Genomic DNA, 17729 nt, shown 5'->3' with positions numbered 1-17729 from the left:
ATTAGTTTCCCTTATTTTTGCTATCAGGCAACTCCAAATATTTTTTTCATTATTTTTTGCATTATATAAAAAATAGTTGTATATTTGCAGCGTGCATCGTGAGATGAATTTCAGAATTTATAATATCTAAAACAATTATTTTTATGAGCAAAACAACGATTATTAACCTCTTGTCGACCGCTATTTTACTTTGCGGAACTATGAGCGTGCAGGCCGAAACCCTGCGTGGAACTGTAAAAGATGCCGTTACAGGCGAAGCGCTGATTGGTGCTACGGTAAAAATTGCAGAATTAGAGAATGCGGCTGCTGTTGCCGACATGGATGGTAACTTTACCATCAAGATAAGCAAGGGCGGACGTTACACCATCGAGACCAACTATATTGGTTATGAGCCCAGTGTGATGAAGGAAATCCTGATTTCGGGACCCAAGGAGGTAGTGCTGGAGATTGCTCTGCGCGAGAACAGCACCGAGCTGAAGGAGGTGGTGGTTAAGCCCCGTGTAAACAAGGAGGCCACCGTTAACCCGTCGGTACTCACCGGTGGTGTGATGCTCTCGATGGAAGAGGCCAGCCGATTTGCAGGCGGTTATAACGACCCCGCCCGACTGGTGATGTCGTTTGCCGGCGTATCGGGCGATGCTGGCGGTAGCGGACTCTCGATTCATGGTAATGCACCCGAGCGCATGCAGTACCGCATTGAGGGCGTTGAGGTGTTTACACCCAACCACTTTAACGATATGTGGAATGCCGGTTACGGACTGGTGAGCGGTATGAACTCGAACGTGATTGCCAACAGCGACTTCTTTACTTCGACCTTCAACGCCAACTACAACAACGCCCTGAGTGGTGTGTTCGACGTGAAGATGCGCTCGGGAAACAACTCCAAGCACGAGAACATCCTGCAGATTGGTACCGTATCAGAGGAGTTGACACTCGAGGGTCCTATCTCTCGCAAGAACAACAGTAGTTATATCATCAACTACCGATATGGTTTCACATCACTGGTAGATAAACTGGGACTGGTTGACACTGAGGGTTCGCACTTGGGCTTCCAAGATTTCTCAGTCAAGCTGAACTTCCCCACCAAGCGTGCTGGTACCTTCTCTATTTTCGGTTTAGGTCTGTTTGATACTAACCACGACGACCCATTGAAGATTGAAGATGCGCATTCGGTTTACGACGCTTCGAATAATGACAGCAAACTGACGCAGATTCTGGCAGGTGCATCTCACAAAATCCACTTCAACAACAAGTGGACCTGGCGCACCACTGTGGCCTACAATATGCAGCACCTGAAGAGCAACATGCATTACTATGGATTTGCACGCACTGAAAATGGTACCATCAAGCAGCCATTGGCATACGAGGATCCCAACAACCCAAATAGTAAGATGTACCCCTACAGCCAGCAGCAGATGAACGAAGACCGACTGGTATTCAACACAGAGCTCTCGAAGCAGGTCACCAGCAAGTGGCTCACACAGTTCGGTGGTGAATACTCGCATCGTTTCTTCAACCTCTACTACCGCTCGCACGACAAGCTCTACGACACGGTGAACCCCATGACTGAATATACCAAGATGAAGGACAACACCGGACTGGCCAACCTGTTCTGGCATAACATCTTTAACCTGAGCGACAAGTTCAGTCTGTCAGCAGGTATCTCTGGCAACTATTTCCTGCTGTCGAAGGACCTCTCGATTGAGCCACGCGTGAGCTTCAAGTGGGAACCAAACGAGAAGAACAGTTTCTCGATGGGTTACGGTCTGCACTCAATGATTGAGAAGCTCGACGCTTACTTCTATCGCGACGGCAACGACCGTCTGGTCAACAAGGACCTGGGACTGACCAAGGCACACCACCTGCATGCCACCTACATGCATAAGTTCAACAGCAACCTGACACTGCGCGTGAATGCCTTCTACGAGTATGGATTCGACACGCCAGTGGGCATCAACGGCAGCACCTATTGTGTGACAAACCGCTACTACAACTATACCGACGAGCCACTGGTGAACAAGGGCAATACCCGCAACTATGGCGGTGACATCACCTTGGAGCACTACATGTCGCATGGATTCTTCGGACAGACCAACTTCTCGCTCTATAAGGCAGAGTATCGCGGACAGGATAAGGTATGGCGCAACCAGCTGTACGACCGTGGTTTCATGTTCAAGATCCTGGCCGGTAAGGAGTGGATGATTGGTAAGAACGTGTTAAACGTCAGTGCCAAGTACAGCATCCAGGGCGGTCTGCGCTATACACCGGTTGACGTAGATCAGATGCGTGCCCGTGTGAACATGGGTATCATTGATGATGATCCTATCTACAAGGAAGGCGAGGAATTCACCAAGCGCTTCGATCCAACAGGCGTAGTGGATCTCACCATCAGCTATAAGATCAACAAGCGTAAGGTGAGCCACACCATCGCTTTCGAGGGTCTGAACGTTCTGGGCGCCAAGGTGCCACAGTACCAGCGCTTCGACCTGGGGACTCGCGATGTCCGCATAGACGATGGCGGTATCGCATTCCCAAACATCTTCTACCGACTTGATTTCTGATCAGAGGGCAGATGCCTGCTGATAGTGTGGGGAAAACACACAGTAGAATGGGGGACTCAATCGCTGAGCCCCCCTTGCTTTGGGTTTTGGAAAACTGGCCGCTACTTCTTCTCGCCATCGGGGTGATAGTGGCGAACCTCGCGGAACGAGTCCATCTGTGCCACACGACCGTTGCGGAAATCGAGCACCACCACATCGTAATCGTCGTTGTTAAGCAGCGTACGATACTCCCATTCATCGTGCCCGTTGGCAAATCGTCGGTAGTCGGGTGTCCGGCCCATAATCTCTGTTACCTCATCTTTGGTCATACCCTGCTGTATGCGTGCCGCCTTATCGGTAACCGTTAAAAACATCGATGCACACGAACTCATCACAATTCCCAACACGCCCACCATGGCCATTTTTCTAATCCTTTTCATCATAATCCTAAGCTTTAATCATACATTTATGCTGCAAAGGTAAAGCATCCGTTTTTGAAATTTGCATACAAATCCCTACTATGCGGTAGGGGAATCCCCATTTTTGTAGCAAATAAAGAAGGGGACTCATCGCGAGCCCCCTTGCTTTGGGTTTTGGAATACTGGCCTGATTCCACGTTTCCCTGTTTCCACGTTTCTACCCCTGCATTACGGCAATCTAACAGATACTTTACGATTATCGCACAAATACTTCCGTACTATCCATATAAGGGCTATAATCATCAAAAGGTAAAATATTTTTAATTGTATTATGATGCCCGTGCGCGCCCGCATTTTGCGGGTATTAATAGAAAAAATATTTCCCTAGTGAGGTAGCAAATTTCCCCTAACTAGGGAACAAAATCGGGGTAAGGAATCCTCATCGCCTCCGAATTTAATTGTGTAAATATATTTGAAGCCGGGATTCGCTTTTCGAGAAACTATCCACATGTCATCATCAGCCATATTATAATCTGTTTGGTTCCAAAGTAGGAAACTATCAGTTTCAGTATCCGAAACTGGTAGTTCCTGTTTTTTATATTCATGCGGATACTTATTACATAATAAGAACGTTATCGTATTTTTAAGTTCAAGTGCCCTTCGTCGCGACGACGCGGGGCATTTTTTTGTATACCCGCAACTTGGCGTTGTACTGAGTATGTTGTAAAAACGGGCAGGGTGAAATTTTGAGCAAAAAAACACCTGATAGTTTGAAAAACTTCAGGGACTACCAGGACTGAACGGTGCAAAGATAAGAATTTAATTAATACACTCCAAATATTTTGCAATTTTTCTTCTATTTTATCTAAATAATTAACATTCTGAACGTTACACACACATGATTTTGCCACATTCTTCACCAACATGATCAAGTCCGTATAACAATCGCGGTGCATCTATCCCCATCCAACCAAACAAGGTAAATATGCGGGCATAATTACGTAGAACATAGGTTGTATCAATACAAATCGGACATCCAAAACAAATTGGCTCATGGTGAGCAATTCTATTACGAACATTGTTTATATAATCCAACTCTAAGAAGATTGTAGAATTGTCAAACTTGTTATTTTTTGTAGTGCGAGGTTTATTGGGAAAAATTTTCAGCAGATACCTACCTCCCAACCTATATTGTACATTATTAAACATGTATTTCCAAATGCCAAATTCCATTTTAGAAAGCAATTTAGAATGACTATAGGTATTGGTGCGCATCAAATCATCATACGCCTTTTTAATAATTTTCCTTGTACCATCAGCTCTTCCGTCAGTAGCAAAAGGACCACCTGGCATAATAAAATCTCGCAACCAGTCGTTACCCCAATGTTGTTTCATCTCCATGTCGATTCTGTTACGAAGTGCTACCTCGAAACAGCTAATCATTGTAAACATCTCTTGTGAGAGCTTAAGATTATGGCGATAGAGGGTCATTGCCCTACGTGTATCGTTATTGCAGGCCACGAGATATTTTCTCATGCGGTCGGCTGATATAATGTTTTCAAAGTCTGTATACTTCATTGTGATAGACAAATTTTGCTGGTTATTATCAGTTTTTTAATTCTGCCGACAAAGGTACAGACTTATTCTCAATCAGCCAAATAATTATTCGAAATATTTGAGTTGATTATTGAAAAAGAGTGTGATGGTAGGGGCTGTTTCGTGGCTTTATTAAAACCTGCGGGTGTAACCTGCCAGGGGACGGTTCTGTGGCAGGCGATTATCCGTTGATTTGCGATATGGCATATAGCGGAACTATCTCTACGTGGCACGGCATTGTCGCCAAGCGGCAGATATACAAAAAAGAAATTATCCAAACAAATAATTCGGCAAAAATAAAAAAATCCAAAGAAATATCTTAAAATTTAGAATAATAACAAGATTTAAGCCCCTCGCTGCTGATGGAGAGAGAGAAGAAAACCTTCAGCGGGCGAGGGGGTAAGCATGGTAATGATTGGGGTTATTTTTTTGACGCGTTATTCTTTATACCCGATGGAATGGATACGGGCTTGGTAATCAGATTTACCACGTTGACATTGCCTTTGCGGTGGTTTTCGATTTTCTTGAGGACAGAATAATGCAATTTGGGTGCGCTATTCTCATCGAAAGGTACACCATCGAGCTGTATCTTGGTGGTCTTGCCAGCGAATAAGAATCTGTCCCAGCTTACTTCTATCCAGGAATCTTCGTCGTCTTCTATCCAGCAACCCTTTGGTACACGGACTATATAGCAGGAACCATCGAAATTCTGCTTGACACCATTGTCGTGTATAGCCGCGCTGATATTGATAGAGCCAGGTGCTCCAGGAGTTATTGTCTTGGCTTGCTTTTTCTCCTCATCGGTTAACACCCATACGAGTGTGTTACTTTTGTTTATAGTGTCGTTCGAGACAGCGGTGGGCGTAACAGGATTGGCTGGTTTGGGCTTAAACTCAGTCACCGTCTTTGCCGTTGCTACCAACGATACTGCTACTATGGGGGCGATATAAAGGGCTTTGAGCCATGCTCGCCTGTTTGACTTATGTTTTAACATCATGAAAATTCGTTTTTTAATGGTGCTGTTGTTGATGCCATTGGCTAGGATACTGGCCTTTGTACCCATCGCCTTCCGCATCAGTAGTTGAATGTATTGACTCACGTCTGAGTCTGACGAGAGGACGGATGCATCGGCTTCGTACTCATGGACGGTTCGCAGGTCGCGACGCAGGAGCCATACCACAGGATTGAACCATTGCAGGGCCGTAAGCATTTCGACGAAGACGATATCCCAGCTGTGATGCAGGCGGATATGTCCACGCTCGTGGGCAAGTATCGAAGGGTTGCGCTCATCGTAGTCAATCCGGCTTAACACGATGGTACGCATCCACGAGAACGGTGCAACAGGCAGGTCGACAACTGCCAGCGTTACATCATCCTCCAACGTATGTTGCTCACTATCACTAATAATTCGGCGCAAAAGCCGATAACTGTTGGCTATAAAGAACAATCTACAAAGTACACCAATTATAAAGATGGCAAAGATAACGGCTGACTGATCAACAGGAGCCATCTGCACGCTATCTGCGGCTGTTACGGCTGACATATCCGTAATGGGCGATTGTGGGTTAGGATTAGCCGTTGCTGTCGTTTGTTCTACCTCTACCGTTTCATGGAAAGTGATAACACAAAGGGGCAGAACGAGCGAGAGTGCGATGGACGATAACAGCACTATACGATTAAGCCTGTGAAACGTTTCGCGTTCCATCAGCAGACGATAGCAGAAATAGAATACCGCTATCAGCACGGCTACCTTCAGGTCGTAGGTCAGAAATTCAGTCATTACTTGCGATTCTTTATGATTTCCATAATCTCACTAACCTCATCGTCGCTCAGCTGCTCATCCTTGGCAAAGAACGAAACGAGTGAGGCGAACGAGCCACCAAAGAATGTATTCTTCACCTCTTTCATATAGGCGCGTGTGTAATCCTCTTTGCTGATGGTGGTGCTGAAAAGCTGTGCTTTTCCTATCTTTTCCGAGCTCACAAAGCCTTTCTCCTTGAGTATCTTCAAGAATGTGAGCAGCGTGGTAAGAGCAGGCTTGGGCTCAGGGAATTTCTCCATAATCTCAGCCGAATAACCCTTACTCTCTGGCAACGACCAGAGTATGTTCATTACTTGCGTTTCAGCCTTAGTCAATTGTTTCTTTTCTTTCATATTCTAAGTTTTTAGAATTACCGTTGGCAAATGTACTCTAAGTTTTTAGAACAAGCAAATATTTTACTCTAAAACTTTAGAATATTAACAAGATTTAAGTTATTTGGCCTGGAACAGGCCTTTGAAGAGGAGGTAGGGGTCGATGGTGATTTGGTGGTGGCAATGCTGAGCGATGGTGCGCGACATGCCGCCAGTGGCAATGATGTGGGGCTCGCCGTTTAGGGTGGGCAGCAGTTGATGGATAAGTCCGTCAATCATGGCAGCAGTGCCGTTAACAATGCCGCTCTGCATGCACTCAAGGGTGTTGCGACCAATCAGATGCTGAGGCTTCTCGATGGTGATGGCGGGCAGCTGCGAGGCACGGGCGCTCAGAGCGTTCATCGAGGTTTTAACGCCGGGGATGATGATGCCGCCGCGGAACACTCGGTTTTCGTCGATAACGCCGATGGTGGTAGCTGTGCCAAAGTCGATGACGATGGCGGGCACACCATAGCAGCAGGCAGCACCGATGGCGTCGGCCAGACGATCCTTACCCAACTGGGTGGGCGATTCTACATCTATCGAGATAATGCCCTGTGCATCGGCAATCGAGAAGAAATGGGGCTGCAAGCCCGTCAGGTCGGTAATGGCCTGGGCCATATCATCGTTCACCTCGGGAACTACCGACGAGATGGTGATTTTTTGGATATCAGCCGCCTCAACACCATATTTGCGCAGACCTTGGCGCAGTTCGTAGCGATAAAAACTGGCTGTTTCTTCCTTCTTGGTCTTGAAACGCCATGTGTCGGCGATGTTACCTTGGTCATCAGCCAAAGCAACTACCACGGTAGAATTGCCGATATCTATGAGTATATGCATACGTTACGCAAGGGTTTGGATATGGTCGATAATCAGGTCGGCTGTTTCCTCCTTCGAGCAGAGTGGCAGTTCTTTTACCTCCTGGCTGCTGATGAGCGTAACCTTGTTGGTATCAACTGCAAAGCCCGTATTGCCGCCAGCAATCGAGTTGGCGCAAATCAGCTGGGCATGCTTCTTCAGGAGCTTGGCGCGCGAGTTCTCAATCAGATTCTCTGTCTCCATCGAGAATCCCACCAAAGTCTGCTTGGCGGGCTTATGTTCGCCCAGCCAACCAAGAATATCTTGTGTTCGTTTGAGTTCAATCTGTAGGTCGCCGTCGTGCTTTTTCACCTTCTGGTCGGCATAAACGGCGGGTGTGTAGTCGGCCACAGCGCTGCACATAATCACCACATCGGCCTCAGCGCTACGGCTGGTAACAGCCTCGAACATATCGGCTGCGCTCTTAACAGGCACCACATCTACGCCACAGAAAGGCTTGATGTTAACGGGACCTGACACCAGTGTGACCTGAGCGCCGCGCAAACGGGCCATTTTAGCGATGGCGTAGCCCATTTTGCCCGATGAGTGGTTGGTGATATAGCGCACGGGGTCGATAGCCTCTTGTGTAGGGCCTGCGGTAATGAGATAGCGCTTGCCTGCAAGGTCCTTTTCCTTGGCCATAAATGCCAGGATATGCTCTACGATCACCTCTTCTGCCTGCATCTTGCCTGTGCCCGTATCGCCACAAGCCAGTCGGCCTATGATAGGATCGATGATATGATAACCATAGCCCTTCAGCTTGGTAAGATTATCCTGCAGGATGGGGTTCTCCCACATGCCGGTATTCATGGCGGGCGCAATCAGTTTGGGAGCGCGAGTGGCCAGCATGGTGGTGGTGAGCATGTCGTCGCAGATGCCGTGAGCCAGTTTGCCGATGACATTTGCTGTACAGGGAGCCACCACAAAAAGATCGCCGCGCTTGGCCAGCGATACATGCTTGACATCGAACGAAAAGTTGCGGTCGAAGGTATCAACAATGCACTTATTGTTGGTAAGCGTTTCGAACGTCATGGGCGTAATAAACTTGGTGGCGTTCTGCGTCATAATCACATGCACATCGGCATGCAGCTTAATGAGCATCGAAGCCAGATTGGCGCTCTTGTAGGCAGCAATACCGCCCGTAACGCCCAGTACGATGGTCTTTCCCGTCAGCATATCTTTATGTTTTTACTGTTCAACCAGCAGGCCGTGCTTCTCGTAGTTGGCCTTGCGAACCACCTTGTTGTGCTCATCTACAAACAGCACAGTAGGCTTGTGGTCGCGGGCCTCCTCAGGCGTCATCGTGGCATAGGCCATGATAATCACCTTGTCGCCTACGTTCACGCACTTGGCAGCGGCACCGTTCAGGCAGATAATGCCCGATCCGGCCTCGCCAGCAATGGCATAGGTGGCAAAGCGACTGCCGTTGTCGATATCGGCAATCTCTACTTTCTCGTACTCCAGAATGCCACTCTCGCGCAGCAAGTCGGAGTCGATAGTGATACTGCCCACGTAATCCAGATCGGCCTGGGTAACCACAGCACGATGTATCTTTGCCTTCAGCAGTGTTATATCCATACCTATCTTAAATATTTACGATGAAATTATCAATCAGTCGGGTCTTACCGATATAAACGGCGATGGCAACCAGAACCTCGCCCTGGATACTGGCTGTGCGCTGGATATTTTCGAAATCAACCACCTCAACATAGTCGATACGGGCCATAGGCTCGGTCTCCAGATTCTTTCGGATGATGTCGATCACCTTCTGAGCGTCGCGCTCGCCAGCCTCGATAGCCTGCTTACCCAGCTTCAAGCTCTTTGAAAGAATCAGCGCTGCCTGGCGCTCGTCGGCATTCAGGTAAGTGTTACGGCTCGATTTGGCCAGTCCGTCGTCCTCGCGAACGATAGGGCAGGGCACAATCTCAACGGGGAAGTTAAGATCGCGCACAAAACGCTTAACGGTAGCCAGCTGCTGGGCATCCTTCTGTCCGAAGTAAGCACGATCGGGACAAACAATATTAAAGAGCTTACCTACTACGGTGCACACACCACGGAAGTGAACGGGGCGAACGGCACCACAAAGCAGCTCGGTAGTCTCGGTGGTATCGATAAACGATGTAAAGTGGCCAGGATACATCTCGGCGGGCTCGGGGTTGAAAATCAGGTTGCCACCAGCCTCTTCAACCTTCTGCATATCGCGGTTCAAATCGCGTGGATAAGCCTCCAGATCCTCGTTAGGACCGAACTGGATGGGGTTAACGAAAACCGAAACCACCGTGCGGTCGTTCTGACTGGCCGACTTGCGGATGAGGCTCTGATGACCCTCGTGTAGGAATCCCATCGTAGGCACCAGTCCTACGGTGAGTCCTTCTTTACGCCAACCGGCTACAATCTCTCTTACCTCCTTTACTGTCTTAACAACTTTCATATTTTCTTATCTTCTTACTTCTTCTAACTCCGTTTCAAAAAGCGCCTGCATCACCTCTTCGCTGATGGCATAGGTATGTCCTGCTGCTGGGAAGGTACGCTCTTCACACTCTTGTTTATATTGTTTAAAAGCCTCAAGCATCACACTGTGCAAGTCGGCATATTTCTTCACGAACTTAGGTATGAAGCCATTGTTATAGCCCAGCATATCCTGATAAACCAACACCTGGCCGTCGCAGCCATTACCAGCTCCGATACCAATGGTCAATGCCTTGGTCTGTGAGGTGACGAGCTTAGCCAATTCTGCAGGCACACACTCCAATGTGATGGCAAATGCACCAGCCTCTTCTACAGCTTTAGCATCAGCCAGAAGCTTCTTGGCCTGTTCGAGCGATTTGCCCTGAACCTTGTAGCCACCCATGGCATTAACAGATTGTGGTGTGAGTCCGATATGTGCCACGACAGGGATGCCTGCCTGTACGATAGCCTTGATACGGTCGGCATATTCTACGCCGCCCTCGAGCTTAACTGCCTGACAGTTAGTTTCTTTTACGATACGTCCGGCATTGCGTACAGCATCCTCTACCGATACTTGATATGACATAAACGGCATATCGATAACCACGAATGCCTGCTTGGCACCACGGCACACGGCTGCACCGTGATGAATCATGTCATCAACTGTTACTGCAAGTGTATTTTCATAACCCAGCATCACGTTGCCGAGCGAATCGCCAACCAAAATCATGTCGATTCCAGCTTCATCAATTGTGCAAGCTGTATGATAATCATAAGCCGTCAGCATGCTGACAGGCTGCTTTCCCTTACGTTCTAGTAAGTCAAAAATAGATTTTCTCATTTCCTGAAATAGAATTCTATACTCCCTTTGAGGGTGCAAAAGTATTACATTATTTTAATATCAGCAAATTTTTTAGTTATTTTCTGTTGAAAATGGGTGTTTGTTGACTAAAAAGTAGTATCTTTGCGGCGTTTTAATTCGAATTAATTATGAAAATAGCTTTAATCGGCTACGGCAAGATGGGTAAGATGATTGAACAGATAGCCCTCGACCGTGGTCATGAGATTGTAAGTATTATCGACATCGATAATCAGCAGGATTTCGATTCGCCTGAGTTCGCATCGGCCGATGTGGCCATCGAGTTTACGGCCCCACAGGCTGCCTATGGCAACTATCTTAAGGCGTGGGCTAAGGGCGTAAAAGTTGTTAGTGGTTCAACCGGATGGATGACCGAGCATGGCGACGAGGTGCGCAAGGCTTGCAATGAGGAGGGTAAAACACTCTTCTGGGCGTCGAACTTCTCAATCGGTGTGGCCATTTTCTCTGCCGTAAACCGCTATCTGGCTAAGATTATGAACCAGTTCCCACAGTACGATGTGGAGATGGAGGAGACACATCATGTGCACAAGCTCGACCATCCCAGCGGAACTGCCATCACACTGGCCGAAGAGATTGTAGATAACATCGACCGCAAGGAAGCTTGGAAAGAGGATACTACCGACAAGAAGTACCTGCGTGTGGATCATATCCGTCGTGGCGAGGTGCCTGGTATCCACACTATCCGCTATGATAGCGATGCCGACCTGATTACCATCACTCACGATGCCCACAGTCGTAAGGGTTTTGCCCTGGGAGCCGTGCTGGCAGCCGAGTACACAAGTCAGCATCAGGGACTGCTCACCATCAGCGATATGTTTAAATTCTAAGCCTTAGCAATAATGGTAAAAAAGAAAGAATTCGACCCCAAGGTGCAGTGGGTCAAGTTTATTGGCGTGCTGGTGCTGTATCTGCTCTTCCTGTATTGGGTTGGCAGCTGGTGGGGACTGCTGGTAATACCATTTATCTTTGACGTGTACATTACCAAAAAGATAAAGTGGCAGTGGTGGAAAGAGGCCGAAAAGCCCGTTAAGTTTGTAATGTCGTGGATCGATGCCCTGGTGTTTGCGCTGGTGGCCGTTTACTTCATCAACCAGTTCTTCTTCCAGAACTACGTGATTCCATCAAGTTCTTTGGAAAAGTCGCTGTTGACAGGCGATTACCTGTTTGTATCAAAGGTAAGCTACGGTCCACGTATTCCTCAGACACCCTTGACGATGCCTCTTACCCAGCACACCCTGCCTGTGGTAGAGTGCAAGAGCTACATTGAGTGGCCACACTGGGAGTATCGTCGTGTAAAAGGCTTGGGTAACGTGCAGCTGAACGATATCGTAGTGTTCAACTATCCTGCCGGCGATACCATCTGTACCGCCCTGCAGTATCAGACCGAATATTACAACCTGTGCTACGGCTACGGTGTTGGCAACTATCCCAACATGCCCAACCCCGATAACCTTTCAGCCGAGCAGCGACTGAAGCTGTACGCCGATATCTATGAGACAGGTAAGAAGATTATCGCCGACCACCCACAGGAGTTTGGCGAGATTGCTACCCGTCCAACCGACCGTCGTGAGAACTATGTAAAGCGTTGTGTGGGATTGCCCGGACAAACTTTGCAGATTAAGGACCATGTGGTATATCTGGACGGCAAGGCCAACAAGGAGCCCGACAACGTGCAGTACACCTACGAACTGCGCCTGAAGCGCCATTTTACCGACGAGGAGATGGAGAAGTGGGGCATTACCCAGGAGGAACTGGTATCGCTTAACAATAATGGTTACATGCCACTTACCAATCGCGTGGTGAGCGAGATGAAACAATGCGGCGACCTGCTGGAGAGCATCGCTTTCCATTACGACCGCGAAACATGGAGCCTGTATCCACAGAACGGCAACTACCACTGGACCCGCGATAACTACGGTCCTATCTGGATTCCAAAGAAGGGTGCCAGCATCCATCTCTCGCTGGAGAATCTGCCTATCTACGAGCGCTGTATCCGTGCCTACGAGGGTAACGACCTGCAGGTTCGCGAAGGCAAGATTTTTATTAACGGCAAGCAGGCCAACGAGTACACCTTTAAGCTGGATTACTACTGGATGATGGGTGATAACCGTCATAATTCGGCCGACTCTCGTTACTGGGGATTTGTGCCCGAGGATCATATTGTGGGTAAGCCTATCTTCATCTGGTGGAGTAGCGATCCCGACCGCAACGGATTTGGCGGCATTCGCTGGAGCCGTATCGGTAACATCGTAGATAATATTAAATAAGGTAGAACCATGCAGGTTTTGCTCAGTACAACCTATTTCGGCCCGGTGCAGTGGTATCAGAAGCTGCATCGGGCTGACACTGTGCTGATTGAACAGTGGGAGAGTTTCCTGAAGCAGACCTATCGCAACCGCTGCCTGATAGCCACCACCAATGGTGTGCAAGCCCTTACCGTGCCCGTTGAACGTGGCACATCGCCTCTTATCAAGGATATCCGCATCAGCGATCATGGCAACTGGCGCCATCTGCACTGGATGGCCCTGCAGAGCGCTTATGGCGAATCGCCTTTCTTTGAGTATTACCAGGACGACATCCGCCCGTTCTTTGAGCAGCGATGGGACTACCTGGTAGATTTTAACGAGGCCATCAGCCAGAAAATGTGCGAACTCATCGATATTCAGCCCCAAGTGGCCCGAACCACTGAGTTCATCCCCGAACCAATAGATCTGACTGACTACCGTTCAGCCATCAACCCTAAGCATCCGGCACCCGATGCCGATTTCTCGCCTAAGCCCTATTATCAGGTGTACGCCCAGAAACATGGGTTCCTGCCCAATCTGTCGGTGTTAGACCTGCTATTTAACATGGGGCCCGAAAGCATATACTATTTATAACTTGTAAACCTCAATTTTAAAACAATGTTCCGTTATCTACTACTTACATTACTATCAACATTTACACTACTAAGTTCTGGTCAATCGCACTTCTACACGTCAGAGAAACTGTCGAGTAACCAGATAACCCAGATATGCCAGGATAAGGACGGCTACATCTGGATTGGTACCGAGTATGGTTTGAACAAATACGACGGTTACCGTTTTACCAACTATCTGCACGAGAAAGGTAACCCCAATACCGTGAGCAGCAATGTGATATCGTATCTGTTCGAGGATGTGAACGGCACTCTCTGGGTGGGTACCCAGTTGGGTCTCGACCGCTTCGATCCTGTTACCAACCAGTTTATCTCGGTTGAGATGAAAGGTGCCACCAGCACACCTCGTATCAATGCCATCATTCAGGAAGATGCCAACCACCTGCTGATTGGTACTGCCGGTTACGGACTCTTCAGAGTAGATACCCGCAACAACAACTCGCAGCGTGTTGAGGGCTACGCCAAGGCAGATAAAAACTATTTTAGTTATATTTTTATCGATCAAAAGGGCTATTTCTGGAAATCGGGTCATGGTAATTCCATTATCCGCCGTTCGCCCAAAGGTAAGATCGAGGAGCTGCTGTCGCCTTACGGTATGGTAACCGGTTTTGTAGGTTACGAGGGCGGTGTGCTGATAGTGTGCAATCACGGACTGCTTTACTATCGCAACGGACAGCTGACATCCGATTATATCGACCCAGGCGAGATGCGTGGTAAGGACTTGGTGTTGCGTACCGCCAAGTGCGACAAGGCTGGCAACCTGTATATCGGCACCATGGGCGATGGTCTGTGGTGGGTGCCTCGTGGCGAGCGACGTATGCGCCGCTATGAGTTCCAGAATGCCTCGTTGGATTTGAACACAGCTACTATCTGGGCGCTGTTCGAGGATAATCAGGAGAACCTGTGGATTGGTTGTCAGAGTCGCGGTCTGCTGCTCATTCCCCAGCACCAGTCGCCTTTCCGTTCGTGGAAGTTCATCGATCAGCACCTGAGTACAGGCGGTTCGCTCAGTTCTATCTGTGCTGGCGACAACGGTATGACCTGGTGTGCTGTACAGAATAACGGTGTATTCGGATTTGATGCTGCGGGTCGCTTGGTGGCTCATCCAGCCTCGCCCGATGGTACGTATGTGATATACCGCGATGGAATGGGCCGTTATTGGCTTGGTACCAACGCAGGGCTTTATGCCTACAACCCTCTTACCGGACAGTATCAGCTTAAGACATCGTTCAAGAGCGGCTTTGTTAACTCGATTACCGACGATGGAAAGGGCAAACTCTTCTTCTCGGTTTATTCGGCGGGTTTCTTTTCGTACGATACCAATACCGATGAATTGCGCCATTTCAGTATGTACGATGGCGACGGACCGAAAGGTCGACTGCATAACGACTGGATCAGAGAACTGCTGGTTGACAGTCGTGGTAAGCTCTGGATTTGTTCGGCTTCGGGTATTAACTGCTACGACCCTGCCGAAGACAGCTTCCGTTCGTACGGCTGGGAGGTGCTGCTTGATTATAACACCATCGAATCAGTCTGCGAAACCCACGACCACAAGATACTGTTTGGCACCTATTCCGGTTTGTATTATTACGATGAAAAGGAGAAAAAAGCCAAACCGTTCCCCGATGCCGAAGTGCTGAGCAACAAGGTGGTGAACGGTATCATCCAGGATCAGGCTGGCGACTTATGGATCAGTACTACCATGGGACTTTGGCAGTACAAACATGCCGACCAGCAGTTTGTGAGCTATCTTTACGGTAATGGTCTGGCCAGTCGTGAGTATGTCAGCGGTACAGCTATGCGCACCCACGATGGTCGCATCTGGTTCGGCTTCAGCGATGGTATCACCTCGTTTAATCCTGCCGACCTGCAGATAAAGAATTCCGAAATAGGCAAAGTGCTGCTTACAGGCATCTATGTAGGCGGTGTAGCACGTCCCAGCACCAAGCGCATCGAGCTCGATTTCATCGACAACACCTTTGCGTTGGAGTTCTCGTCGCTCAACTTTGCCAATGCCGAGAACGTGATTTACGAGTACCGATTGAACGGCAACCGCGAGTGGGGACAAACCGAAGTAGGTCGTAACGTGGTATCGTTTACCCACCTGCAGCCCGGTTCGTATATCCTCGAGGTGAGAGCCTACGACAACGGTATATATTCTGATACCGAGATCTACCACATTATTGTGCATGCACCTTGGTACAGATCCTCGTGGGCGTACATTATATATATATGTATAGGACTGCTGACACTTGGCACCTTGGTTTGGGGCTATGTTCGTCGTCGTCGCCAGGAGTTGGACGAGGATAAGATGAAGTTCCTCATCAACGCCACCCACGATATCCGCTCGCCACTGACGCTCATCATGAGTCCGCTGCACAAACTGCTGAAGCGCGACTTCGACCCAGAGGTAACCAACGAGCTGAAGACCATCGAGCATAACGCCCAGCGCGTGCAGAATCTGGTGAACCAGATACTTGATATCCGTAAGATGGACCGCCAGCAGATGAAGCTGCAATGCCAGGAAACCGATATGGTGCAGTATGTTGGCAACCTGCTCAAGTCGTACGAATATACTGCCAACGAGCGTCATATCAACTTCCGTTATGCACCTACGCTCGATAAACTCAGTGTGTGGTTCGATCGTAAGGCCATCGATAAGGTGGTCGACAATCTGCTCTCGAACGCCTTCAAGTACACCTACGATGGTGGTGAGATTGAGGTGTGTGTATCCCAGGATACCGATACGCAGACAGCTATCCTGCAGGTGGTTGATAATGGTATGGGCATCAAGGGCGACCCACGCAAGCTCTTCGACCGTTTCTATCAGGGTGCCAGCTCGCGCAGCATGCATATCGAGGGTACAGGTATCGGTCTGAACCTGTGCAAGATGGTGGTTGAGATGCATCACGGCACTATCGAGGCCGCCAATCGCAGCGACGAGCAGGGAAGTGTGTTCACCGTTCACCTGCCTTTGGGCTGTGAACATCTGAAGGAAGAAGAGCTGCTGAAGGTTGAGGAGAAAGAGAAGACAACACGCCAGCGCTCGCAGTATAGCTATCAGGTACTGATTGTTGACGACGATGAGGAGATAGGTCGCTATATCGCTCAGGAGTTGGGCTGCTACTATCATATCACCCCCGTAACCAGCGGTCGTGAGGCCCTGCGCCTGCTGCTTTCTGAATCCGAGAAGCAGTTCGACCTGGTGGTGAGCGATGTGATGATGCCCGAGATGGACGGCTTTACGCTGCTGCGAATGATTAAGACCAATATGAACCTGAATCATATCCCAGTAGTGATGCTTACCTCGAAGGCTGCTGTGGCCAACCGTCTGGAGGGCTTGGAGAAAGGTGCCGACGCCTTCCTGGCCAAACCGTTTGATATGGACGAGTTGCACATGGTGATCAATAACCTGATTAGCACCAACCTGCGACTGAAGGGTAAATACTCGGGTTTGCAACAGCCCAAGGATAAGATTGAGGAGAAACCTATTAAGGGTAACGACGAGCTGCTGATGGAACGTGTGCTGAAAGAAGTGAACGAACATTTGGACGATAACGACTTTAGTGTTGAGATGCTGGCCAAGGGTGTTGGTATCAGTCGCGCCCAGTTGCATCGAAAAATGAAGGAACTCACCGGTATCCCCGTCAGCGAGTTTATCAGAAACATTCGTTTGGAGCAAGCCGTACGATTGCTCGAGGAGCAAAAAATCAATGTTACACAGGTTGCATATTCAGTTGGATTTAGTAACTTAGCACACTTTTCAACGGTGTTCCGTAAGCAGTTTGGAGTGTCTCCAACCGAATATATCGAGCAAAAAGGGCTAAAAAATCCCGGTTGAGACAAAAGTGAAACGAAACGCAACATACGTTAAAGCCTCTAAAAAAGAATCTGCCTAT

Annotated in this window: 14 protein-coding genes; 5 read left to right on the top strand and 9 right to left on the bottom strand. The window is 48.6% G+C overall.

Features of this window, described 5'->3' with window-relative positions:
• Nucleotides 1–143 precede the first annotated feature (143 nt).
• Nucleotides 144–2561: a TonB-dependent receptor gene (locus PRU_RS12640; RefSeq protein ID WP_013063096.1), complete on the top strand. Its 2418-nt coding sequence runs from the start codon at nt 144–146 to the stop codon at nt 2559–2561.
• A gap of 101 nt (nt 2562–2662) precedes the next feature.
• On the opposite strand, the gene PRU_RS12635 is transcribed toward PRU_RS12640, so the two are convergent.
• The 9 genes from PRU_RS12635 to panB form a co-directional block, all read right to left on the bottom strand.
• Nucleotides 2663–2983 (bottom strand): outer membrane protein assembly factor BamE, encoded by a 321-nt coding sequence (locus PRU_RS12635; protein ID WP_049769167.1) that lies wholly within the window; start codon nt 2981–2983, stop codon nt 2663–2665.
• Nucleotides 2984–3847: 864 nt separating this feature from the next.
• Nucleotides 3848–4537: an Abi family protein gene (locus PRU_RS12630; protein ID WP_013065679.1), complete on the bottom strand. Its 690-nt coding sequence runs from the start codon at nt 4535–4537 to the stop codon at nt 3848–3850.
• A 439-nt stretch (nt 4538–4976) separates the two neighbouring features.
• Nucleotides 4977–6335: a M56 family metallopeptidase gene (locus PRU_RS15460; protein ID WP_013064115.1), complete on the bottom strand. Its 1359-nt coding sequence runs from the start codon at nt 6333–6335 to the stop codon at nt 4977–4979.
• Entirely contained in the window at nt 6335–6709 is a 375-nt protein-coding gene (locus PRU_RS12620; RefSeq protein ID WP_013063443.1) for a BlaI/MecI/CopY family transcriptional regulator, read from the bottom strand. Before PRU_RS12620 ends, PRU_RS15460 begins: the two co-directional genes overlap by 1 nt.
• Before the next feature lie 99 nt (nt 6710–6808).
• The gene (locus PRU_RS12615; RefSeq protein ID WP_013065266.1) at nt 6809–7567 is read right to left on the bottom strand and encodes a type III pantothenate kinase; all 759 of its coding nucleotides are present in this window, start codon (nt 7565–7567) and stop codon (nt 6809–6811) included.
• Between the two features lie 3 nt (nt 7568–7570).
• Nucleotides 7571–8761: a bifunctional phosphopantothenoylcysteine decarboxylase/phosphopantothenate--cysteine ligase CoaBC gene (gene coaBC / locus PRU_RS12610; protein WP_013064628.1), complete on the bottom strand. Its 1191-nt coding sequence runs from the start codon at nt 8759–8761 to the stop codon at nt 7571–7573.
• Between the two features lie 12 nt (nt 8762–8773).
• The gene (gene panD, locus PRU_RS12605; protein WP_013064781.1) at nt 8774–9163 is read right to left on the bottom strand and encodes an aspartate 1-decarboxylase; all 390 of its coding nucleotides are present in this window, start codon (nt 9161–9163) and stop codon (nt 8774–8776) included.
• A 7-nt stretch (nt 9164–9170) separates the two neighbouring features.
• Nucleotides 9171–10016 carry a pantoate--beta-alanine ligase gene (gene panC, locus PRU_RS12600; protein WP_013064169.1) on the bottom strand — a complete coding sequence of 282 codons (846 nt, stop codon included), beginning with the start codon at nt 10014–10016 and terminating at the stop codon, nt 9171–9173.
• 6 nt (nt 10017–10022) lie between these two features.
• Nucleotides 10023–10874, bottom strand: coding sequence for a 3-methyl-2-oxobutanoate hydroxymethyltransferase (gene panB / locus PRU_RS12595; protein ID WP_013065647.1), 852 nt, complete (start codon nt 10872–10874; stop codon nt 10023–10025).
• A gap of 149 nt (nt 10875–11023) precedes the next feature.
• Here panB and dapB point away from each other — a divergent pair, with 149 nt between their 5' ends.
• The 4 genes from dapB to PRU_RS12575 are packed head-to-tail and all read left to right on the top strand — an operon-like array spanning nt 11024 to nt 17671.
• Complete coding sequence (dapB, locus tag PRU_RS12590; protein ID WP_013064531.1) at nt 11024–11740, top strand: 4-hydroxy-tetrahydrodipicolinate reductase; 717 nt, start codon at nt 11024–11026, stop codon at nt 11738–11740.
• 12 nt (nt 11741–11752) lie between these two features.
• Nucleotides 11753–13180 (top strand): signal peptidase I, encoded by a 1428-nt coding sequence (gene lepB / locus PRU_RS12585; RefSeq protein WP_013064019.1) that lies wholly within the window; start codon nt 11753–11755, stop codon nt 13178–13180.
• A gap of 9 nt (nt 13181–13189) precedes the next feature.
• Nucleotides 13190–13792: a WbqC family protein gene (locus PRU_RS12580; protein ID WP_013065483.1), complete on the top strand. Its 603-nt coding sequence runs from the start codon at nt 13190–13192 to the stop codon at nt 13790–13792.
• 24 nt (nt 13793–13816) lie between these two features.
• The gene (locus PRU_RS12575) at nt 13817–17671 is read left to right on the top strand and encodes a hybrid sensor histidine kinase/response regulator transcription factor (RefSeq protein WP_013064736.1); all 3855 of its coding nucleotides are present in this window, start codon (nt 13817–13819) and stop codon (nt 17669–17671) included.
• The last annotated feature ends 58 nt before the right edge of the window (nt 17672–17729 follow it).

This window comes from Xylanibacter ruminicola 23 (assembly GCF_000025925.1).
In the GTDB taxonomy this organism is placed as follows: Bacteria; Bacteroidota; Bacteroidia; order Bacteroidales; family Bacteroidaceae; genus Prevotella; species Prevotella ruminicola.
This window is presented reverse-complemented; position numbering and strand designations above follow the sequence as displayed.